The sequence below is a fragment of the Pseudoalteromonas sp. MB47 genome (assembly GCF_011319765.1).
Lineage (GTDB): Bacteria > Pseudomonadota > Gammaproteobacteria > Enterobacterales > Alteromonadaceae > Pseudoalteromonas > Pseudoalteromonas simplex.
In genome coordinates this window covers 1-21,443 of record NZ_VFBD01000002.1, presented here as the reverse complement: position 1 = coordinate 21,443, position 21,443 = coordinate 1, and the positions used below count along the sequence as shown (strand labels likewise).

Below are 21,443 nucleotides of genomic sequence, written 5' to 3'. Positions count from 1 at the left end.
AGTGGGAATTTTATTTTATGTATGTGAAAGGTGCATATCAAAACAGGCTGGCTATAAGTTGCACCCTGATACTCTTGGCTGGTTGTCAAACAAGCACTGAAAAAGCCCCGTTAACCGACCAACAATACTTCGAGCAGGTAATGTTAGCGCCTGCTATTTTGCCAAACGATTTAACCAATACTGGCTGTTTATCGCTTGAGAGTGAAACTAAGCTGCAAGGCTATAAATCAGCGGCTGAGGTTAATTATCAGCAAGCAGGTTGGCAAAACAGAGTGGCAGCCGATTGGCAGTATTTTTTAGCCCCAGAGCAACCGGGTAAGCTACTCCTAATTGATTATCAAGTTCAAGCAGGGCAATTAGCTTACCGGTATTTAAGTGACGGCAGCCACAATGAGCTGTATGAACCTTGGAGCTCATCGAAGGTTCAAGCGTTTAGCGGTGCGCTGTCAAAAGTAAGACAAACTCACCCAGAGCTTGGTGCAGCTTCTTTTGCTGGTGATACGGCACTCGCTGATTTGATCAGCAGTATTAATAGTTACGAAGCATTTGGTAAAGCCGATGGTAACTCAAATGCGATAGCCAGTTATTTTGTCAATGTGGCAGGGCGCGAATATTTACGTGGGCTTTTTAATGATGGCTGGCTAAAACTACAGGATCAGCGTTTGTTATTTAACGGCGCATATGGCTCAGAGCAGTTTATGCCATCAGACGAATACTGGCATAACCCTGCTAATAATGAGCTTGATGCAAAGATAAGCCGGTACAAAGCAAGCAGTGATGATCCTGGCTATTTGGGGTATCGTTGTGAGGGTTGTGGTTTAACGGGCAACAAAGCAATGACCACACTTGCTCAAGCGGAATGGTTAAAACGTCTGGTTAGTCATCAGCGTGAACCAAGTACGCAAATGCCTTATTTACAAGCAAGTGATGTTGATGTGCTACTTAACGGCACAGGTCATACAGATGAACATGCTCCTGTAGGCGGCATGATGGTGGGTATCAGTCATATCGTAACAAATGCATTGGCAAATGTTATTGCACCAAATGATAGTCGTTCTGCAAAAGAAGTGCTCGATAGCGCGACGAATGGGCAGTGGCGTGTTTGGCAAAAAATTGGTTGGGGGCCAAGTGAAACGCGCTCCACCACAGAAACGGTTATGTTGGCACATGTGTGTTTAGGCAATTACCAAGGTGGCCGTGAGTTTACGTTTAGTGTGCAGCAGTCAACTTCGGGGGCCGACGAAGCCAATTTGCCAATAGTCGGTAAGCAAATGCAGCAAAAGTTGCAGCATGCTTTTACAAAATTATTAGATTAACGCGTTCAATAAGAATTAAGGTACAGCTATGCGTCGTTCAATTATCGCTTTATCAATTACTTTAGGTGTTGCTTTTAGTGCACCTATGCATGCTGAGGGGTGGCAATCAGATGTTATCGGGGTCACGCAGTCACAGCTTTCGCCCAGCTACTGGCTAGCACAAGGTGCATCGGCAAAAGTGATCATGACAGAGGCGCAAATTGCGGCCTTCAACGAGAAACTAGTAAAAGATAATAAATACATTGTTGATCCTCTTTCATTTCGAAAATCGCTCACTAAAGACGAGCTAACAAGCGCCATTCATTCAGCAAGTTCAATTCCAAAAAGCTCGCGCTTTTTTACCGATGGCCGACAACTCACAGCGAAAGATTTTGCTAAATATCAGGAAAACTTAAACCTTAACAAAGTCGGAGATAACAATGAGGTACGCTTTGCTGTGGTCGTTAAGCGCACGGCATTACGCACTTTTCCAACCTGGGATCGGGTATTAAATAGCGGCCTTGATCAAGACTTAGATCGTTTTCAAGAAAGCGGTATGTTTCCGGGCGAAGCGGTTGCTGTATTGCATCAAAGCGCAGATAAAAAATGGTTGTTAGTTCGTGCTTACAACTACCTTGCATGGACGCCAGCCGAAGATCTTGCCTTTGCTGATGCGGATAAAATAAAAGCTTATCGCGAACAAGCTAACTTTTTGGTGGTAACCGGGGCAAAGGTCAATACTGCTTATGTGCCAAGCGATGAAACCCTCTCAGAAGTGCAGCTCGATATGGGAGTACGCTTACCATTGGTTGATAGTGAGCAAGTACCGTATTTGCTCAACGGCCAAAACAGCTATGCTAGCCATGTTGTACAGTTACCAACCCGCGATGAGCAAGGCAAACTTGTAATTAAACCGGCGATGATCAGTAAAACTGCCGATGTAAACTTAGGCTACCTAGACTACAACGAACAGAATCTGATTAAACAAGGCTTTAAGTTTTTAGGCGAGCGTTATGGTTGGGGCCATGATTACAATGGTCGCGACTGCACTGGCTTTGTTGGTGAAATTTATAAGAGCTTTGGCCTACTAATGCCGCGTAATTCAGGGCAGCAAGGCAGTAGTGAATACGGGCAAAATAGTCGATTTGATAAAAATACTGCGGCAGATGATAAGTTGCCGACGGTTAAGAACATGGCGATTGGCGATCTAATTTATATTCCGGGTCATGTAATGATGTACTTAGGAGAGCATCACGGTGAGCCTTATGTTATTCATGACGTTAAAGGCTTAGGTTATAACAAAGGCGATGGTAGCTTTTATAGTAGTGCCTTGAATGGGGTGTCGGTCACGCCATTATTGCCACTTAGATTATCGCAAGAAACCAGCTACTTAGATCGTGTTTATAACATTAAGCGTATTCGTTAGAGGCCAGTATGAAAATTAAAGATGTTCGCTTTGCAAAGCTCAAAGTGCCATTAGTTACCCCATTTAAAACCGCACTAAGAGAAGTGAGTTTTATCGAGGATTTAGTGGTTTTAATCGACACTGAATGTGGTCAAATTGGCTATGGCTCTGCGGCTTCAACTCCGGTTATTACAGGCGATACCCATCAAGGAATGATAGCGGTCATTCAGCAGTTTATTGCTCCTAAATTAGTGGGGCAAGAAATCGAAAACATTAATCAGCTTACCCACATTATTCAATCAACGGTGGTTGGTAACAGTAGTGCTAAAGCGGCTTTAGAGTTGGCGGTTTACGACTTGTGGGGCAAGCTCTATCAAGCGCCATTGTATAAGCTACTTGGTGGTGGTAAGTCAGCGCTAAAAACCGATATCACCATTAGTGTCGATAACATAGATAAAATGCTCGGTGACTGTCAGCGAGCGGTTGAGCAAGGTTTTGATGTATTAAAGATAAAAATCGGCAATAACCTTAATCAAGATATTGAACGTGTAAAAGCAATTCATGCAAGTTTTGCCGATAAGGCTCAGCTGCGTTTAGATGTAAACCAAGGTTGGAATGCCAAACAAACTGTGTTTGCACTGCAGCAACTTGAGCAAGCCGGCGTGGTATTAGAGTTGGTTGAGCAGCCAGTAAAAAGCAGTGATATTCAAGGTCTAAAATATATTACTGAGCGAGTGAACACCCCGATTATGGCCGATGAAAGCGCCTTTTCACCGAAGCAAGTAATACAACTTTTAGAGCTTGGCGCAGTTGATATTATCAATATTAAATTAATGAAAACGGGCGGTTTAAGCCGAGCAATTGAGATTGCTAATATCACAGCGCAATACCAAGCAGAGTGCATGATAGGTTGTATGCTAGAGGGCAGTATTGCCGTTGCAGGTGCTGCACATTTAGCCTCTGCCAAAGCGCAGCAAATCAGTAAAATCGATTTAGATGGTCCAGCCCTTGGTCAATATGACCCTGTGCAAGGGGGCGTTGAATTTAGCGGCCCACAAATACGCTTATCGGAAGCCCCAGGTCTTGGTATTGAATCAATAACGGGGCTTGAACTAATTACAAACGGAGTATGGCCAGCATGAAAAAACTAGTCAGTCTTATTGCAGTTATGAGTTTATCGGCTTGTGCCAGTAAAGAGTTACCTAAACCTGTTATTGATAACAGTCATCAACAGCTCGTGGTGGTGGTAGCCAATGACAGTGATGCCATTGATGCTACCTTGTATCGCTTTGAAAAAACCGCTGGTAGTTGGCAACAACAAGGCCAGCAACACGCGGTGGTACTGGGTCGTACTGGCCTTGCGTGGGGAGTGGGGCTGCATCCTGCACAACCGGGTCAGCAAAAACAAGAAGGTGATGGTAAAGCGCCGGCAGGTATTTTTGAGCTTGGTACTGCTTTTGGCTATTTAGATTCATTACAAACGAACCTTAGTTATCAAGCAATGACAGCAAATGATTATTGTATCGATGTGAAAGGCTCACCGTTTTACAACCAATTGGTTGATAAAGCACAAGTAGGTGAAGATGCCGTAAAAGACTCTTCAGAATGGATGCGTCGTGATATTTACAGCCAAGATAACCTTTATAAAAAAGGCATTGTTGTTAAGCATAACCCAAGCAATATCAATGGCGCGGGCAGTTGTATCTTTATGCATTTATGGCGGGCGCCAAGTAAGCCTACAGCAGGTTGCACAGCAATGACAGAAAGCGATATGGATGCGTTACTTGCGTGGTTAGATGAGCGTAAAAAGCCGCTATTAGTCAGCTTAACCAAAGCGCAATATCAACAAAAGCAAAGTCAGTGGCAATTACCTAACTTAGCTAAATAAAAATAATGAAATAAAAGTATTTTAATTTTGTCATAATGATGGAATAATATATTCCATCAAGGTTTGGGTTAGGATAATAAATGAGTGCAAATTACGCTTTTCTCGATTGGCTAGTATTCGCAAGTTACGGTGCAATTTTATTGCTAAGTGGCTGGTGGTTTAATCGCAAACGCGCTAACTCAAGCCAAGACTTTTTCTTAGGCGGAAATAGCATGCCAACGTGGATGGTGGCTATTTCTGTTTTAGCTACTTCGCAATCAGCGGCAACGTTTATTGGTGGGCCTGATCAAGGCTATCAAGGTGATTTTTCTTATATTGCGACTAATATCGGTGCCTTTATTGCGGCCTTCATAGTATCGGCATTTTTAATTCCGAAGTTCTATCAGCAAAAAGTATATACCGTTTACGAGTTGCTTGAAAAACGTATCGGGCCAAAGGCCAAGCGCCGTAGCGGCATGATGTATTTATTTGGCCGTGTGTTTGCCAGTGGCGCCCGTTTATACATGGCCGCTATTGCTGTGGCGATGATTCTATATGGCAATATCGATGCCGATAGTGTGGTCATCGCGACTTTAGTATTGGCGCTTGCGGGTCTGCTTTATACCTTTTTGGGTGGCATTCGCAGCGTTATTTATTCTGATGTACTGCAAAGTATCGTTTATGTCAGTGCGGCTATTGCGGTTATTTGGTGCTTGTTGAGTGTTATTCCGGCTGATTTCTCAACCATTATTGCAACTTTGAGTGAGTCAAGTCCTGGTGCAGATTCAAAACTTGCGCTGTTTAAATTTGATTTAGATTTTGGCCCGTCAGGTGTGTTTAACATGGCCTCTGTGTTAACGGGGTTTGTGCTATTAAACATCGCTGCATTTGGTTTAGACCAAGATATGACGCAGCGCTTATTAACCTGTAAAAGTCCAAAAGAAGGCAGTAAAGCGTTATTACTATCGGTGGTGATGGTGATCCCAGTTATGGCTATTTTTATCTTTATTGGTTTGCTGCTGTATATTGTTTATCAGCAACCTGCACTAATGAATAGCGAAGCTGGGCAAACGGTCGTACAAGAATTTAATGGCGAAAAAATTACTATCTTTATGTACTACATATTAAACGAAGTACCTGCCGGGGTTAAAGGTTTAGTCAGCGTGGGTATTATTGCTGCCGCTATTTCTACTTTGAACTCTGGGCTTAGTTCGATGTCTTCAGTCATCGTACAAGATATCTATCGCCCTTACTTGGAAAAACACAATAAACAAGTAAATGACCATCACTTTGTAAAAGCGGGTCGTGTAGGCATGGCTTTAGTAAGCCTTGCTTTAGCGCTTATGGCTATTCTTTGCTATTTCTGGCAGCAATACAGTGATATGCCATTATTAAAATTTGCGCTAAGTGTCATGGTGTTTTCGTACAGCGGTTTGTTAGGTGTGTATTTTACTACCTTGTTCACCAAACGAGGTAGTGAAGGTTCAGTGTTAGCGGCGCTAATAGCGGGCTTTATGGTGACCTTATTAATGCAGCCCTACATGATTGACTGGCTACTACCTGAGTCAATGCGCTTTTACTTAGGATTTACTTGGCAGCTATGCATAGGTACATTGCTCGCAACTATTGTATGTTGCCTAGGTAAAGCGGCACACGAGAAGAGCGCATAAATGGCCTTACGCTATATTTTAGCCATCGATGGCGGCGGCACCAAAGTGTTAGCTGAGCTAAAAGAGCAGGCAAGTGGTGCGACTTTCCGTGCCCAAGCGGGTTCGGCATCAATTTCGAATGATCTTGATTTAGCGTTAGAAAACATTGTTAAAGTGACCCGTGATGTTTGCCAGCAAAGTGGCGCAAAGCCAAGTGAAATTGTCACCGTTATGGGTGTTGCTGGTGGCTCATCGCAGAGTCTTGCTGAACAATTAACAGTGATGCTCAAGCTAGTTTACGAAATAGAATTTGCCAGTTTGCAAATTACCAGCGATGCAATTACGTCATTATATGGTGCTAATCTTGGTGACCCATGTGTGGTTATTGCCCTTGGCACCGGTGCTGTCGGTGCACGATTAAACGCCCAAAAGCAAACAAAGTTGGTGAGCGGTTGGGGCTTTTCCGTTGATGATTTTGGCGGTGGTGCCCGCATCGGCCTGATGGCAGTGCAGCAATTATTAAACGATATAGATATTTATGATTTACCAAAAAGTCGATTAACAGTTCGTTTGAGTGAGCAGCTAGGATGCACTCGTCAAACAATTAGTAGTTGGCTTAAACAAGCAAAACCTGCGGATTATGCAGCATTTAGCCCATTAGTGTTTAGCTTACAAAACGACTGTGAGGCGGCAAAAACGGTATTAACAGAGCATACCCAATCGGTGGTTAGGTTAATAAATAAAAGCCGAGGTAACTCGCCGTTACCGGTGATTTTAATTGGTGGTTTAGCGAAAGTCAGCCAACCATTATTGCCACGTGCCTTACAAAACGAATTATCTCCTTGTAAAGGAGATTCATTAACTGGTGCCGCCATTTTAGCGGCAAAGCATTACCATGACATTATTGAAAAAGGACAACCCAATGAGCCCTGAGCACGTCTTTAAGCAACAACGTGAGTTACTCGAAGAGTTAAACGGTATTGTCTCCGAAGGGCAAAACCCAGACACTTTGGATATCGATCTGCTCAGCTCCACTGAGATCCTCACTAAGATCAATAATGAAGATCACAAAGTAGCGGGTGCCGTGAAACAAGTGATCCCACAAATTAGTGAAGCTGTCGATCATGTGGTTGACGCATTTCAACAAGGTGGCAGGTTAATCTACATTGGCGCTGGCACCAGTGGTCGCTTAGGTATTTTGGATGCAGTTGAATGTGCGCCTACCTATAGCGTTAGCGATCAGCAAGTGCTCGGTATTATTGCAGGTGGTGACACCGCGGTTAAAAAAGCCGTAGAAGGCGCTGAGGATAGTACAACACTTGCTGTTGAAGATTTAAAAAATGTGAGTTTAACCAGTAAAGATGTCGTGGTTGGCATAGCTGCCAGTGGCCGTACCCCCTATGTTTGCTCGGCAATTGAATACGCTAAATCGTTAGGTTGTGTCACTGTGGGTGTTACTTGTAACCCAGACTCAGCAGTGATGCGTTTACCACAAATTGGTATTTGCCCTGTAGTTGGTGCAGAAGCTGTGACTGGTTCTACACGTATGAAATCGGGCACTGCACAGAAACTGGTGTTGAATATGCTAAGTACAGCCAGCATGATCCGCACAGGTAAAGTCTATAAAAACCTGATGGTTGATGTAAATGCCAGTAACGAAAAGCTACATGCTCGTGCTATTCGTATTGTGATGCAAGCAACAGAGTGTTCTCAGCAGCAAGCCGTGGATGCATTAAAGCAAGCTGAGCAAAGTGCAAAACTGGCCATTTTAATCGTGTTAACTGGAAAACCAGCCCCTGAAGCAAAACAGTTATTGTCAAAAGCGGGTGGCTTTTTACGTAAGGCGGTTGAAGAATAATGCGTTTTTTAACTGTTTTACTCGTTAGTTGTTTTGCGCTTTTAGGTTGCCAAGAAACACCTGCACAAGCGCCTAAAAATGCACAGCCTTTACAGGTTGGCGCAGCCAATTTTCAAGCCTATGTACCTGCATTAACAGGGAAGCGTGTTGGCTTGGTCGTTAATCAAACATCTGTGGTTAATGGTCAACATTTAGTTGATGCATTACTTGATAAAGGCGTTGTCGTTAGCAAAATATTTGCCCCAGAGCATGGCTTTCGCGGCGACCATGACGCCGGTGCTCACGTTAAAAGTACAGTGGATGCTAAAACCGGCATTGATGTTGTGTCGATTTATGGCAGTAATAAAAAGCCAAGCCCTGAGATGCTTGCTGATTTAGACGTTATTATTTTTGATATTCAAGATGTTGGTGTGCGTTTTTACACTTATATCAGCTCAATGCACTACGTGATGGAAGCTGCCGCTGAAAACGGTAAAGAGGTTATCGTTTTAGACAGGCCTAACCCGAATATAGCCTATGTTGATGGGCCTATCCTTGACCCAAAATTTCGCTCATTTGTTGGTATGCACGAAATACCTGTTTTACACGGTATGACAGTGGCTGAACTTGCTCAAATGATCAAAGGTGAAGGCTGGATAAATGACGCAGATAAGCTTGAGCTAAGTGTCGTGCCTGTTGCAAATTATGACCGTACTATGGCTTATGAGCTACCAATAAAGCCAAGCCCTAACTTACCGAATGCCCAATCAATTACGCTATATCCATCGTTGTGTTTCTTTGAAGCAACGCCTGTAACTATTGGCCGTGGTACTGATTTTCCATTTCAAGTCGTTGGTTACTCGCCAGTTAAACTCGGCGAATTTAGCTTTACGCCAAGGGCTATTAAAGGCGCTTCAATGCACCCTAAATTCAAAGGGGTTGAAGTATTTGGTCAAGACTTACGAGATGCTGATATTCACGGCCTAGATTTAAGTTTGTTTATTTCGGCTTATCAACAGTTGAGCGCGAATGAGCAAACGTTTTTTGAACGAGCTGGTTTTATGGATAAACTTGCAGGAACTGATAAATTGCGTTTAGCGATTGAAGCTGGCCAAACTGAGCAACAAATCAAGCAAAGCTGGCAAGCCGATTTAAGTGCTTTTAAACGCAAGCGAACGCCATATTTGCTGTATCAATAATAATTAGATAACTAGATAAATAACAACGAGGCGCTTGCCTCGTTTTTTATATTTCTAAAAATTAATTGTGGTATGTTCAGGGACTTGATTTATAAGGATATACCATGAAAGTTCATTTAATTGCTGCATTTTCTTTACTCACTGGCTGCTCACAACTCCCAAACAGTGCAACAAGTAACTCAACCGATGTGCTCGACCTTCGTGATGATAAAAACGCAGCAGAGCAGCTGTGGATGCTTAAACACGCAACAAAGCCCAGTTACCCTAAAGCAGCAGAAATTGCCAAACAGACGGGCTGTGCGCGCTTTATTATTACTATTGATAAACAAGGTAATACCACCGATATCCGTTTTGTAGAGAGCTTCCCTGAAGGGCTATTTGTCGATGTGTCGCGAGAGTCGCTTAAAAATTGGCAGTGGCAGGCAAGTACAAGTAACAGTGAGTCGCGAGCGATAACCCGAACAGTACAGCTCGACTACTTTATGAAAGAAGCGACTAATATGGATGCAGCAAAAGCATTTTGTACAATTTAAGCTTTTACTGTTTTGGAGGCATAAAAAAGGGCCGCAATGGCGGCCCCCAACAGGATTGATTAACTTAGAACTTGAAGTTAAACGACAGCTGCACGCGACGTGGGCTGTAGTAGTTACGATACTCACCAAAGGTTTCTGACGAGACATAAGGGTTATTGTTATAACCTGTTTGACGGTTAAAGACGTTAAAGATATCAGCGCGGAATTGTAATTCCATGTCACCTGAGAATCTAAAGTCTTGGGTGTAGTTTAAGTCAAGTTGCCAATGGCTTGGGCTACGACGACTACCTGCAGGCTCGCTGTAGCGCGTGGTGCCACTTGAGTAACCGTAGATTGAACCATCCCATGCTTCCCAAGGTTTACCCGACTGGAATACAAAGTATGCACCGATGTTCGCATCCCATGGCACAGTGTAGTAACCATACACTTTTACTTTATGTGGTTTATCACCTGATAGTGTGCCGTATTTGTAATCCCAAGGGTAACGACCGCGGCCATCACCATAGTTCGATGAACCAATGAAGGTATTAGCATCTGTTGTTGCGGTAGTGTTATCTTGGTCGAAGTTACCGTAGTAATGACTCCAAACATAAGAAGCATTGATGTAGCTGTTTTCACCTAAGTATTCAGCTTCGATGCTAGCTTCCCAATATTTAGTCTCACCACCATCTACTTCAGCGATAACATAAGACGAACCACCAATCTCATTACGGATGTCATCTAGGTTATCGACATATAAACCTTTGTCTGCAATATGTTGTGGCACGCCTTCAGCATCAACACCAGAGTAGTCAGTTAAGCGCGCATTATTTGGCATATCTTCCCAGAAATGCGACGCTTTACGGTGACGTACGTGAGCACGTAACACTAAATCAGAACCCACATATTTAGTGGTACCAAGTGTAAACTCTTTGATTTGGCGAGGTGTTAAGTCATCAGCAAATACTTTACCTGATGAACCTTGGCGCGGCTCTGCATAAATTACGTTACCCGCTTCATCAAATTCAACTTCAATTTCGGCACGGGTATTACGGTCCCAAGATGCAGCACGTGCAAGAGAGCTTGCTTCAGGGTTATACATTGAGAAGTTTGCAAATACTGAGTCTTGATCTGCATAATTCCAAGTTGCACCTAAACGCGGTTGGATCATATCTGACCAATCTGTTTGGTACATTTTGTACTTTTCACCAGGTGCTAATTCATAGCCCGAGATGGTACCAGATGCCGATTTAAGACCTTGGCCATACCAAGTATCGCGGCTCACCAACACACCGATGTTATAAGTCCAATCACCTACTTCAATGGTATCGTTGATTTCGAAGTTCAGCGTTTCCATTTCTGAGTTGATTGCAGAAACGGCGTCTTCACCAGCAACTAAGCTCATTTGTTGCACGCGAGCACGGTAAATAACCGGAGCAGAGCTGCCTTCTTCTAAGCTTTCATCGAGGCCGCCAACATAAGAGATGCTACCCCAACCATTTGAAAGGCGAGACAGTACTTCTTTACCTTCTTTCCACTCACCACCTACATGTAACGTGTGGTAAGTATCGCCCCAGCTAAATTCATGCTCTAGGTTTAGCTCAAAGCTATCACGGTAGAAGTCGATATTATCGTATTGGTAATAAGCACCAACACCGCCGCCACCAAGCATTTCGCCGTTTTCAGTATAACCGTACTGTGCAATTAAAGGTGCGGCGCCTGCATTAAATGCAGCAATTTGCTCAGCTGTGTAGTTATCATCAGCATCTAATAAGCTTGGTACACTGAAGTAACCCATTTCAGCGAGATTACTTAAGTCAAGTTGACCTGTTAGTGATGGCACTACAGATAACTCGGTATCTGGTGTGGTACCAGACTCAAGTTCAAATTTACTGTACTGGAATGAAAGGGTTGTTGCGTCACCTAAAATCCATGAACCATCTAAGGTAAAGATATCTTGGTCTGCTACATCACCCGCAGAGACGCTGTCTGTTTCGTAAGCGCCAATTGAGCGACCTTCGATGGTTTTTTCTGAAGTACGCTGTGAAATATTAAGTAAAATATCGTCAGTAGGCGCCCAAGTTAACTTACCAAAGTATTCATCACGCACACTCTTATAGTCTTTTACTTCACCATAGGCTGTATCTTTATTGGTACGAGTTTCTTCAGGGCGATAATAAGAAGTGTAGAAGTATAAAGTATCTTCTACAAGCGGGCCGCCTAAACTTGCTGTTAACCAGCTTTTATCTAGCTCATAGCTTTCTTGACCTGTTGGTGTTGCCACTAAACTTTTAGGTTGAACCTTGTATTCAACATTACCGTGGAATTCGTCAGTACCTGATTTTGATACCGTATTGATTGAGAAGCCGCCTGAGCGGTTAAAGCCTACCGCTTTTGCACCACCGCGGTCCATAGTTACGTAAGCAACGTCATGAGTTGATGGCTCTGATGCTAGGTTACCAAACATAGGTAGAGATACATCAACACCATCAAAACCATACGAGTTATCAACCCCTGAACCACCCGCAGACGGACCAAGAGTTGAGTTTTCAGATAGCTCAACACCTGGTACAAGCTTTAATAGGTCACGGTAATCTTGACCAACTGGTACGCTATTGATTGCTTCTTCACCAAGTGAGTTAGTCAGTGCAGACTTACCTTGGCGGAATAATTTACTGCCGGTAACCGTGATGACTTCAACGTTTTCTTTAGCACCACCCATAGTGACGTTTAGGCTCGAAGTTTGTTCAAGTAAAACGTCCACAGTCATGGTTTGAGTTACACCGTTTTTATCGGTGAAGGTCAGTTCATAAGTACCCGGTTTTAATTGTGGTAAGTCGTAGCTGCCGTCTTCTCGTGTAACGACAGTACGTGGTTTTGGCATCACATTACTTTTTGCTGTAACGGTGATCCCCGCCAGTGACTGCTGTGCTTCTGGTGATGATACCTTACCTTTGATCCCCCCGGTTAGATTTGCAAAGGCTGGCGCGCTGGCGAGTGCCGCGGCCATAACAACACCGGTTAAGGCTGTTTTCTTTGCGCGAAGTGCATTGCTAGTCGCTTTTGCTATATAGCTCATTGCGAGTGTGGATGCATGTTGTTTCATTGTTTCCCGTCCTTATATTTATATGCTTTGCTGGACTACTTACCCAATTGAGACTTATGAACTTTAAAATTATGTTGCCCATATATTAAACAGGTGTTATTGAATGTGGTCAAGAATATTTTTTTGTTTTAAGGTGTGTTTTTAGGAATAAAATATATAACCGATTTTAGGTAAAGCTTAGCAATGGCTTGCCTTAGCGAGTGGCTAATTTAGTGTTAGCAAAACTTTGTAAGAAATTATGACTTTTTGGTCAGTACCTTAGCTAAACGAGTAAATGATTTAGAGGGTAAAAATGAATTGTTAATTACAAATATAAAATAGACACAAAAAAGCAGCCTAAGCTGCTTTTTAGTATTTAAGTAACTTTAATGAAGAAATTAGTTATTCTTAAATTCGCCAACAACTTCATTAGAATGTTCTAGTAACTTACGGCCTTGACGGCTTGATTGCGTTAGGGCTATAAACAAAATATCAATGACAAAATCTTGTGCCGTTCGCGCTAAAATTGACGATAAACGTACAGACTCACCCTCAGCAACCGAGTAAAGTTTTACATCTGCTGAGTCAGCAACAAGGCTACTGCCAAATTTTGTCACTGAGATCACCGAGCTTGAATTTTTCTTGGCTTGCTTAACGACTTCGGCAATTTCGCGAGTCATACCTGATTCACTAATCGCGATGACCAAATCACCTTTCGAAAAGGTCGCAACATACGCAAGTTGTGCATGCCCATCTGGCTCTGCAATCGCAGGCATACCGAGTTTTTGTAATTTATAAGAAAAATCTTTTGCAACCAGCGCTGAGCCACCTAAACCACAAATCAGAATACGTTTTGCTGATTTTAATAGCTCTACCGCTTTTTCGACGGCAGGCGCTTCGTTGAGGTTTTTTGTTTCCGTTAACACCGCCAATTTACTGCTTAATAGTTTTTCGGCGATTTGCTCTAGCGAGTCATTAAGGGTGATCTTGCCATGTAGTTTAGGTTCGCTCGTTTCATCGTTAAGGGCATCAATTACTGCGAGTTTAAAAGCAGGGAAGCCTTTATAACCTAACTTTTGCGAAAATTTCACCACACTCGATTGGCTTACACCAACCACTTTTGCTAGTTCAACCGATGATAAATTACGAATCGCATTCGCTGAATTTAACGTAAAGTCAGCAAGCTTAGCTTCGCTGCTCGATAGAGATTGGCGTAAGGCTTTAATTTTTACAAAAGTAGACATAGGGCTCACTTTGTTTGCTTAACTTAGTCAAAACGCAAAGCATGGTTCTATTATAAACACAGGGCTTGGGCGCATTGTTTGCTTAACACGACGACTTATTTTTGTTTTAGCAGACCTAAGTTTGGAATATTTTTCTTAATTTAGATGGAATAATATAGTTTTATTCCATAATAGATACAACACTAATTATTGAGAAAGCCCTATTTTTAGTAACTTAGCGATAATGTATGCTTTTTATTCTTTAAATGTGAAATAAAATATTTTACATGTTAAGTGGGTGTTGCTACTGTATTGCTGAGAATCGTCAATGCTTAAATCATCAGGTATGAATCTGTTATGAGTTTTACCCCTTTGAAAACATTACTTAAACAGCTGTGTTATCTCAGTAGTGCGGCATTATTAGTAAGCTGTGCCAGTAATCCATATACCTACACACAATCAGCTAATTACAGCCATCGTGTTAAGTTCTTAGTGATGCATTACACCGCTATTGATTACGAAAAATCAATGCGTGCGCTCGTGGATGAAGGGGGATTGAGTTCACATTATTTATTACCCGAATCAGGCGATCCTAGTTACCCAAAAGATGATTTAGAAATTATTCAGCTAGTTGATGAAAAAGATAGAGCATGGCACGCCGGACGCAGCTTTTGGCAAGGCCGAGAAGATTTAAATGATCATTCAATTGGTATTGAAATAGTGAATGTACCAAGCTGTCATATTCCGGAGCAAACTAAGCTTGCGATGGAAAATGACGCCAGTAAGTTATGTATTTTTCCTGACTACGACGCTAAGCAAATAGAGCTACTAATCAAGCTAAGCAAAGATATTCTTGCTCGTAACCCAGATATCGGCCCAACTCAAGTTATTGGCCATTCTGATATTGCTCCAAGCCGTAAGAACGACCCAGGTCCGCGTTTTCCTTGGTATCAACTGTATAAAGCAGGTATCGGTGCGTGGTATGACAGCAACACCGTTGATAAGTATTGGCAGCTATTTAGCGCATCAAAACCTTCTGTTGAGTTAATGCAAAAAGCATTGCGCAGTTACGGCTATGAGGTGATTGCAACGGGTCAGCTTGATTCGCAAACGCTCGATGCCCTAAGTGCTTTTCAAATGCACTTTTTGCCTTGGCATGTCAGTGGCAATAGTGATGCAAGAAGTGCCGCAGTGCTATTTGCGTTATTAGATAAATACTTTCCTAAAAAGCTTGAGCGGTTATTCCAAGAATATCAGCAGCAACAGCAAGCGGTTGAGCCTGCGCCAAAAACATTGGCCAATGCACAAGTTGTAGCGCGTATTCCGGCGCTTGATCCGAGTAGCCGCGCGCTAGTGAACGACCGAGGCACTTTTATAGCCTATAAAGGCCGCGGTGAAATCATCATAGAAAATCAAGATGCAATCAGTGCTGATATTTTCATTAATGGTGAAAAAATTAATATTGCCTCACCATTAACAGCCGAAAAAATATATCAATACAGTTTAGCTAAACGCACCCGCGATGGCATTAACACTTATAAGGTAGAGAATGTGTTGCCTGAAGGGGCAAGCTTAACCTTACGTTTTCCTTACCCAACGCTTGATACAAACAACAGTCAAAAGCGTTTTAGTGCCGTTGATGAGTTAATTAATCAAGAGATTAAAGAGGGCTTTCCGGGTGCAGTACTTGCCGTTATTAAAGATGGCAAGTTGATCAAACTAAGCCATTATGGCGCGGCTAAAAAGTACCATACTGATGGCAGTGAGCTTGCAAGCCCACAAGCCATGCAAAACGATACCTTGTTTGATATAGCTTCAAATTCAAAAATGTTTGCCACTAACTTTGCGCTGATGAAGCTTGCCAGCGAAGGAAAACTCGACGTAGAAAAACCGCTGTTCTATTACCTACCAGAATTTAGGGGCAGCGGCCGTGAACAGCGTTTAGTAAAAGATTTACTCACCCATAGTGCGGGTTACCCAGCCGTGGTTGATTTTCATCGTAAAGACAATAAATTTGGTGAGCGCTTTTTTTCTCAAAACAGCCTACGTACTAAAAACCTGTTATTAACAGGCGTGCCTTTTGTGGCTGGTCGTAACGTAAAACACCTATATTCTGATATCGATTATATGTTGCTTGGTGTATTAGTTGAGCGTATCAGCGGTATGGCGCTCGATACCTATGTTGAGAGCCAAGTTTATCAGCCGCTTGGGTTAACACATACGGTTTATAATCCATTGCAAAAAGGCTTTTTAGCTTCACAGATTGCCGCTACTGAGATTAACGGCAACACCCGAGGTGGTCGCATTGAGTTTGAAAACATTCGAACCAATGTACTGCAAGGTGAAGTACATGATGAAAAAGCCTTTTATGCTTTAGGTGGTGTAGCGGGGCATGCGGGGCTATTTAGTACCGCTGGTGACTTGTCCGTACTTATGCAGGTGTTACTCAATGGTGGCGGTTACGACAACAAACAAATTTTTACGCCACAAGTACTTGAGCAATTCACAAACTCCCAAGCAAGCGATGAGACCTATGGGTTAGGGTGGCGACGCGCTGGGCATCAAGCGCGCAAATGGCATTTTGGCCCTTATGCTAGCCCGCGGGCTTTTGGTCATACGGGCTGGACAGGCACTGTAACCGTTATTGACCCCGAATACGACCTTGCTATTGTACTACTAACCAATGCGCGTCATACCCCTATTGAAGGCTCGCAAGAAAATTACCAGTTTGTCGGCAAGCGTTTCGAAACAGGTAAGTATGGCTCTATTATCTCACTGATTTATGAGAGTATATTAAATCACTAGTCGAATTAAGTTGAGTTTGGTGGCAAAGCCATTAAGCTTAGCAAGTTTTCGCATAATAAAAATAAAATGTTGTTCTTAATTTAAAAGGGTTTTTATGTCTTGGTATTCAATTTTACCACCCTTGATTGCTATCTTAATTGTGTTTTGGCGCAAAGAAGTGATCATGGCGTTATTAGTCGCTGTTGCGTCGTCTGAGTTTTTACTTGCTCTGAATGGTGAAGGTAATACCTTGTTTTTCACCTTTATCAATACCATAGAGCGAGTCATTGAAGTTGCCAGCTCCCCTGGTAATAGCCGTATCCTTATTTTTAGTGTTCTAATCGGTGCTTTACTTGCCTACATTCGTGAATCTGGTGGTGTGGCTGCGACGGTTAATTTACTGATGAACAAAGGGGTTGCAAAAAGTAAGCGCCAAGTGGGTTACTTAACCATGTTCTCAGGTATTGCGGTGTTCATTGAATCGAACTTAAGTGTATTAACCTCGGGGATTTTATCGCGTGGTTTGTTTGATAAATTTAAAATGAGCCGAGCGCGCCTTGCTTACATTATCGATAGTACTAGTGCACCTGTGTGTATCTTAATCTTGCTAAATGGTTGGGGTGCTTATGTGTTGGGCTTGCTTGGCAACTACGAAATGGAAGAGTCAGCTGTATCGGTATTATGGGGCAGTATTGGTTATAACTTCTATGCCATTATCGCGCTACTTATCGTGTTTTATACGATTACTTTCGACAAGGTACATGGCCCATTAAAGCAAGCAGAAGAAAATTTTGAACAACAAGAAACGGAGCTTGCAGAAGAAGTCAAAGGCTCAAAAGCGCGTTACATGCTTGTGCCACTTATCACTTTAATTGGTAGCATGGTTGGTTTTATGTTCTGGACTGGCGATGGCGATATTGCCAGCGGCAGCGGCTCTAAATCAGTGCTGTATGCAACTATTTTAGCTTGTGTTGTGGCTTACTTTTTAATGATTAGCTCGCGTGAATTTACGCATCATAAGCTGGTTGATATTGGCTTTAAAGGAATGGGTGAGTTACTGCCATTAGTGTCTATTGTATTACTTTCACTCACTTTAGGTGCAAGCTTAAAAGACTTAGGTACGGGTGTGTTTGTAGCCGGGCTAGTCGGTGATTTCTTACCTATTTACTTGGTTGTGCCAGTGCTGTTTTTAACCGGTGCAGTAATTTCATTTACCACAGGTACCTCGTGGGGCACATTCGCAATACTTATTCCAATTGGTGTACCGCTCATTCAAGCATTAGGTTTACCACCTTCATTGGTCATTGCTGCTATTCTAGGTGGTGGTGTGTTTGGCGATCACTGCTCGCCAATTTCAGATACCAGCGCGGTATCGGCCATTGCATCAGGGTGTGATTTATTAACTCACGTAAAAACCCAAATGCCATACGCTTTATTCGGCGGTGCGCTAACTTTTATTGCTTACCTAGTGACGAGCATAATTGTTTTATAAGTAATAGCTGAAAGCTTTAAGTTATAAGTAGAAAACCACAGAGGAGTCTGTGGTTTTTTATTGCTTGTAACGTAAGTCGTCATTTATGGCGACACATGTTGAATCACTTATAAAGTGACGGACTAAAGTCCGATCTACAATAGTGTGGATTGAGGCCATCGCGCGAAATAAAATTCACGCCTACGGTATTCCTTTACTCTTTCCCCTTGAAACTCGCTACCTTGTATTAAATCTGATAGCTGACGGCTGAAAGCTCTGAGTGTGTTGGGTTTCGCTTCGCTCTATCCAACCTACGATTTAGGTACAACCTTATAAACACCGACACCATCAACACCAAGATATAAATCACCATTAGGGTGAGTGGCAAGGCTGCGCACGCGACCTACACCTTCAAATACCTTGCTGTGGCCTGTTACTTTGTCACCATCAAGCTTCACCAAAACAAGGTGACCAAACTTCATCGAACCTACGGCAATTTGACCTTGCCACTGCGGGTATTTATCGCTGGTGATAAATTCCATTCCAGAAGGGGCAATGGAAGGCACCCAATACCAATCAGGTTGTTCCATTCCCTCGCGACTGGTTTCGTCAGTAATTTTTGTACCAATGTAGTTGATCCCATAAGTGATCTCAGGCCAACCATAGTTAGCACCTGCTTTAACTATGTTGATTTCATCGCCGCCCCGCGGGCCATGTTCATGGCTCCAAATAACTCCCGTTTCTGGGTGCATCGCCATACCTTGAGGGTTACGGTGTCCATATGAATAAATACTTTTGTGAGTTGTTTTATGGTTATAAAACGGGTTTGATTTAGGGATAGAGCCATCGCTATTGATACGGTGAATTTTGCCAGCATCATAGTCAAGGCTTTGTGGGTGAACGTCTCTTTTGCCACGGTCGCCAATAGAGAAGTACAAGTAACCTTGTTTGTCGAACTCAATACGCGAACCATAGTGTTTTGTTGTTTCAATATTAGGCTCGCCATCAAACAATAATTGCTGATCAATAAGAGCCATATCTTTAAAGCGGGCGCGCATAATCGAGGTGTTATAACCCTCACCATCGCCTTCATAGCCCGAGTACGAAAAGTAAATCCAGCCATTGTCGGCAAAGTTCGGATCAAGCTCTATGTCTAATAAGCCCCCTTGACCTTCATCATGTACTTTAGGTGTGCCTTTAACTATTTGCTCAACGAGTTTGCCATCACGAATTAATCTAAGCTCGCCACGTCTGTCGGTGACGAGTAAGTCACGCTCGTTAAGCCAAGCCATACCCCACGGAATTTGAATTCCTTCACTTACTAATTCTAGCTTGTAGTCATTAGCGCTAGCATCCAGAGGGATCTTTTGCTCCGGCTGAGCACACGCTTGCAAGCTCGACAAGCTAATTGAGGTAATGATTAAACTGTTAAACAAAGACCTTTTCATGGTAACTCCATAATATTTAAACACGATGTTACTAGCCTAGCTGGTTCAGCATTAAATTGTTATTAACATTAGAGCAATGTGCGATTATTGGTAGGAAAAGCGAGGTAAAGAGTGGAGTATTAGCCGTCAGCCGTCAGCCGTCAGCCGTCAGCCGTCAGCCGTCAGTTTGAAAGCTGATGGCTCGTTGAACCATCGCGCGAAATAAATTTCACGCCTACGGTACTCCTTTACTCTTTCCCCTTGTAACTCGCTAACTTTTTTAAATCTGACTGCTCTGAGTGTGTTGGGTTTCGCTACGCTATAGCCAACCTACGAACTCCTTTACTCTTTCCCTTTGTAACTCGCTAACTTGTTTTAAATCTGCTAGCTTAGCAAGTTCTTATTCTTAAAAGGATTTAACCAGTCGTATGAAGACAGAAAAGTTTTTTAAATGGGTGTGGAATGTTAACGGCCTAATTTTACTTATGGGCTTAATCATTGGAGCAGCAGCAATAGGGTATAACTTTGTTGCTTACTTACTAAAGTCCGATAACCATGTTCAGCAACAAACACTAAACTTAGCTGAAGATGAAAAGCAGCAAGAAAAGTGGAAACTGGGTTACCCGCGTAAGGTCGAGGGGAGTGATTTTTACTTTATCCCGTTGGAATCAGAAAAACTGGATATCGAGGTGAAAGCTGATGTAACAGTTTACAATAATTTTAGCGGTGGTTATAAATACAGACCTACGCGCTCAAAGAACATTTTGTTTCTTAATGACAAAACCAATCACGCCAAGTGGCTATTTAAAACAACGGATCAGTTGATCATAGAGTTTGGTGCTTTAAGCCATTACGAAGAGTTTGATACTCGAGTTTACAATGAGCAAAAAGCCAATGCTCCTAAGGCCGTTTCTTACGAAGTTATCAAAAACGATACCAACAACGACAAACTGCTCGATGGCAAAGATAAGCGCACCTTCGCGCTAAGCAAGATTGATGGCTCAAACTACAGCGAAGTTATTTCAGGTTACAACCGCATTGTAGAGTCTAACCTCAACGCTGAAGGCAATTTATTCGTTGTATTTATTAACAACGATGAAGTTTACTCTATGCTGGTAGACTTAGATACATTTGAAGTGATCAGTAAAAGCATGTTGCCGAAGGTAGGGGAGTGAGATTGATATTAGGGATCAGATGTCAGAAAAATGATCTGGCATCTGAAGACTAACTACGCGGGGTAAACCAGCTGCTACCTAAAAACTTGCGACTTTACTCTTGTAACTCGCTAACTTTTTTAATGATCTGACTCCATAAAAGTAGACACCTTTTTGGAGTCAGTAATCATGAAAGTAAAGTCACAGCGTAGATATTCCCTCGAATTTAAAATAAAAGTCGTTCAAGAGTCGTTAGACACCACAGATACAGTTAAGATGGTCGCTAATAAGTACGGTATTCATCCTGACATGCTATCAAGTTGGAGAAGTCACATGACCTCGAAAAAGAAAACGGCAAAGCCACTAAAGAACCAAGGCCCTGACAAATCATACACAGATTTAGAACGCCAAATTCGCAAGCTTGAGAAGCAACTCGAAGATGCTCAGTTGGAGAATGACGTTTTAAAAAAGGCGAAGGTCTACTTCGACAGCCTAAAAGAATAAGGTTCGAATATATCCACAAGGTCACAGACGC

The 21,443-nt window shown here is 42.6% G+C and carries 16 protein-coding genes; 13 read left to right on the top strand and 3 right to left on the bottom strand.

All coding sequences use genetic code 11. The features are described from left to right. Positions 1-17: 17 nt before the first annotated feature. The 9 genes from IMPJCBKJ_RS00215 to IMPJCBKJ_RS00175 all read left to right on the top strand — a co-directional run bounded on the left by IMPJCBKJ_RS00215 (position 18) and on the right by IMPJCBKJ_RS00175 (position 9,785). A complete protein-coding gene (locus IMPJCBKJ_RS00215) occupies positions 18-1,316 on the top strand; it encodes a hypothetical protein (RefSeq protein WP_166338097.1) in 1,299 nt (432 codons plus the stop codon). A 28-nt stretch (positions 1,317-1,344) separates the two neighbouring features. Further along, positions 1,345-2,721, top strand: coding sequence for an SH3 domain-containing protein (locus IMPJCBKJ_RS00210; protein ID WP_166338095.1), 1,377 nt, complete (start codon positions 1,345-1,347; stop codon positions 2,719-2,721). An 8-nt stretch (positions 2,722-2,729) separates the two neighbouring features. Further along, positions 2,730-3,842 carry a dipeptide epimerase gene (locus IMPJCBKJ_RS00205; RefSeq protein WP_166338093.1) on the top strand — a complete coding sequence of 371 codons (1,113 nt, stop codon included), beginning with the start codon at positions 2,730-2,732 and terminating at the stop codon, positions 3,840-3,842. After that, positions 3,839-4,588 (top strand): L,D-transpeptidase family protein, encoded by a 750-nt coding sequence (locus IMPJCBKJ_RS00200; RefSeq protein WP_166338091.1) that lies wholly within the window; start codon positions 3,839-3,841, stop codon positions 4,586-4,588. Before IMPJCBKJ_RS00205 ends, IMPJCBKJ_RS00200 begins: the two co-directional genes overlap by 4 nt. Positions 4,589-4,668: 80 nt before the next feature. Continuing rightward, positions 4,669-6,237, top strand: coding sequence for a sodium:solute symporter (locus IMPJCBKJ_RS00195; protein WP_166338089.1), 1,569 nt, complete (start codon positions 4,669-4,671; stop codon positions 6,235-6,237). After that, entirely contained in the window at positions 6,238-7,149 is a 912-nt protein-coding gene (locus tag IMPJCBKJ_RS00190; protein WP_138601984.1) for a BadF/BadG/BcrA/BcrD ATPase family protein, read from the top strand. It begins immediately after the preceding gene. Continuing rightward, positions 7,139-8,074, top strand: a complete 936-nt coding sequence (gene murQ, locus IMPJCBKJ_RS00185) for an N-acetylmuramic acid 6-phosphate etherase (RefSeq protein ID WP_166338087.1) — start codon at positions 7,139-7,141, stop codon at positions 8,072-8,074. The genes IMPJCBKJ_RS00190 and murQ overlap by 11 nt, the downstream gene beginning before the upstream one ends. Then, a complete protein-coding gene (locus IMPJCBKJ_RS00180) occupies positions 8,074-9,252 on the top strand; it encodes a DUF1343 domain-containing protein (protein WP_166338085.1) in 1,179 nt (392 codons plus the stop codon). The genes murQ and IMPJCBKJ_RS00180 overlap by 1 nt, the downstream gene beginning before the upstream one ends. Positions 9,253-9,356: 104 nt before the next feature. After that, positions 9,357-9,785: an energy transducer TonB gene (locus tag IMPJCBKJ_RS00175; protein WP_166338083.1), complete on the top strand. Its 429-nt coding sequence runs from the start codon at positions 9,357-9,359 to the stop codon at positions 9,783-9,785. 64 nt (positions 9,786-9,849) lie between these two features. Here the strand turns inward: IMPJCBKJ_RS00175 and IMPJCBKJ_RS00170 are convergent, their stop codons facing one another. After that, positions 9,850-12,870: a carboxypeptidase regulatory-like domain-containing protein gene (locus tag IMPJCBKJ_RS00170; RefSeq protein WP_166338081.1), complete on the bottom strand. Its 3,021-nt coding sequence runs from the start codon at positions 12,868-12,870 to the stop codon at positions 9,850-9,852. A 377-nt stretch (positions 12,871-13,247) separates the two neighbouring features. Then, a complete protein-coding gene (locus IMPJCBKJ_RS00165) occupies positions 13,248-14,093 on the bottom strand; it encodes an SIS domain-containing protein (RefSeq protein ID WP_054551264.1) in 846 nt (281 codons plus the stop codon). Positions 14,094-14,429: 336 nt separating this feature from the next. Between IMPJCBKJ_RS00165 and pbp4b the strand changes: the two genes are divergently transcribed. Both pbp4b and IMPJCBKJ_RS00155 read left to right on the top strand, forming a co-directional pair. Beyond that, positions 14,430-16,877 (top strand): penicillin binding protein PBP4B, encoded by a 2,448-nt coding sequence (pbp4b, locus tag IMPJCBKJ_RS00160; RefSeq protein ID WP_166338079.1) that lies wholly within the window; start codon positions 14,430-14,432, stop codon positions 16,875-16,877. 94 nt (positions 16,878-16,971) lie between these two features. Next, the gene (locus IMPJCBKJ_RS00155) at positions 16,972-18,348 is read left to right on the top strand and encodes a Na+/H+ antiporter NhaC family protein (protein WP_138601972.1); all 1,377 of its coding nucleotides are present in this window, start codon (positions 16,972-16,974) and stop codon (positions 18,346-18,348) included. 290 nt (positions 18,349-18,638) lie between these two features. Here the strand turns inward: IMPJCBKJ_RS00155 and IMPJCBKJ_RS00150 are convergent, their stop codons facing one another. Next, on the bottom strand, positions 18,639-19,775 hold the full coding sequence (locus IMPJCBKJ_RS00150) for a PQQ-dependent sugar dehydrogenase (protein WP_166338078.1): 1,137 nt from the start codon (positions 19,773-19,775) through the stop codon (positions 18,639-18,641). A 407-nt stretch (positions 19,776-20,182) separates the two neighbouring features. On the opposite strand from IMPJCBKJ_RS00150, the gene IMPJCBKJ_RS00145 reads away from it, so the two are divergent. Together IMPJCBKJ_RS00145 and IMPJCBKJ_RS00140 are read left to right on the top strand one after the other, a co-directional pair. Then, positions 20,183-20,929: a hypothetical protein gene (locus IMPJCBKJ_RS00145; protein ID WP_166338076.1), complete on the top strand. Its 747-nt coding sequence runs from the start codon at positions 20,183-20,185 to the stop codon at positions 20,927-20,929. A 168-nt stretch (positions 20,930-21,097) separates the two neighbouring features. Then, on the top strand, positions 21,098-21,412 hold the full coding sequence (locus tag IMPJCBKJ_RS00140; protein WP_138600120.1) for a transposase: 315 nt from the start codon (positions 21,098-21,100) through the stop codon (positions 21,410-21,412). The last annotated feature ends 31 nt before the right edge of the window (positions 21,413-21,443 follow it).

What these genes read in the sequence shown, in the direction of transcription:
- IMPJCBKJ_RS00215 (WP_166338097.1), top strand. Translation starts at nt 18, where the DNA reads ATGTATGTGAAAGGTGCATATCAAAACAGGCTGGCTATAAGTTGCACC.
- IMPJCBKJ_RS00210 (WP_166338095.1), top strand. Translation starts at nt 1,345, where the DNA reads ATGCGTCGTTCAATTATCGCTTTATCAATTACTTTAGGTGTTGCTTTT.
- IMPJCBKJ_RS00205 (WP_166338093.1), top strand. Translation starts at nt 2,730, where the DNA reads ATGAAAATTAAAGATGTTCGCTTTGCAAAGCTCAAAGTGCCATTAGTT.
- IMPJCBKJ_RS00200 (WP_166338091.1), top strand. Translation starts at nt 3,839, where the DNA reads ATGAAAAAACTAGTCAGTCTTATTGCAGTTATGAGTTTATCGGCTTGT.
- IMPJCBKJ_RS00195 (WP_166338089.1), top strand. Translation starts at nt 4,669, where the DNA reads ATGAGTGCAAATTACGCTTTTCTCGATTGGCTAGTATTCGCAAGTTAC.
- IMPJCBKJ_RS00190 (WP_138601984.1), top strand. Translation starts at nt 6,238, where the DNA reads ATGGCCTTACGCTATATTTTAGCCATCGATGGCGGCGGCACCAAAGTG.
- murQ (WP_166338087.1), top strand. Translation starts at nt 7,139, where the DNA reads ATGAGCCCTGAGCACGTCTTTAAGCAACAACGTGAGTTACTCGAAGAG.
- IMPJCBKJ_RS00180 (WP_166338085.1), top strand. Translation starts at nt 8,074, where the DNA reads ATGCGTTTTTTAACTGTTTTACTCGTTAGTTGTTTTGCGCTTTTAGGT.
- IMPJCBKJ_RS00175 (WP_166338083.1), top strand. Translation starts at nt 9,357, where the DNA reads ATGAAAGTTCATTTAATTGCTGCATTTTCTTTACTCACTGGCTGCTCA.
- IMPJCBKJ_RS00170 (WP_166338081.1), bottom strand. Translation starts at nt 12,870, where the DNA reads ATGAAACAACATGCATCCACACTCGCAATGAGCTATATAGCAAAAGCG.
- IMPJCBKJ_RS00165 (WP_054551264.1), bottom strand. Translation starts at nt 14,093, where the DNA reads ATGTCTACTTTTGTAAAAATTAAAGCCTTACGCCAATCTCTATCGAGC.
- pbp4b (WP_166338079.1), top strand. Translation starts at nt 14,430, where the DNA reads ATGAGTTTTACCCCTTTGAAAACATTACTTAAACAGCTGTGTTATCTC.
- IMPJCBKJ_RS00155 (WP_138601972.1), top strand. Translation starts at nt 16,972, where the DNA reads ATGTCTTGGTATTCAATTTTACCACCCTTGATTGCTATCTTAATTGTG.
- IMPJCBKJ_RS00150 (WP_166338078.1), bottom strand. Translation starts at nt 19,775, where the DNA reads ATGAAAAGGTCTTTGTTTAACAGTTTAATCATTACCTCAATTAGCTTG.
- IMPJCBKJ_RS00145 (WP_166338076.1), top strand. Translation starts at nt 20,183, where the DNA reads ATGAAGACAGAAAAGTTTTTTAAATGGGTGTGGAATGTTAACGGCCTA.
- IMPJCBKJ_RS00140 (WP_138600120.1), top strand. Translation starts at nt 21,098, where the DNA reads ATGAAAGTAAAGTCACAGCGTAGATATTCCCTCGAATTTAAAATAAAA.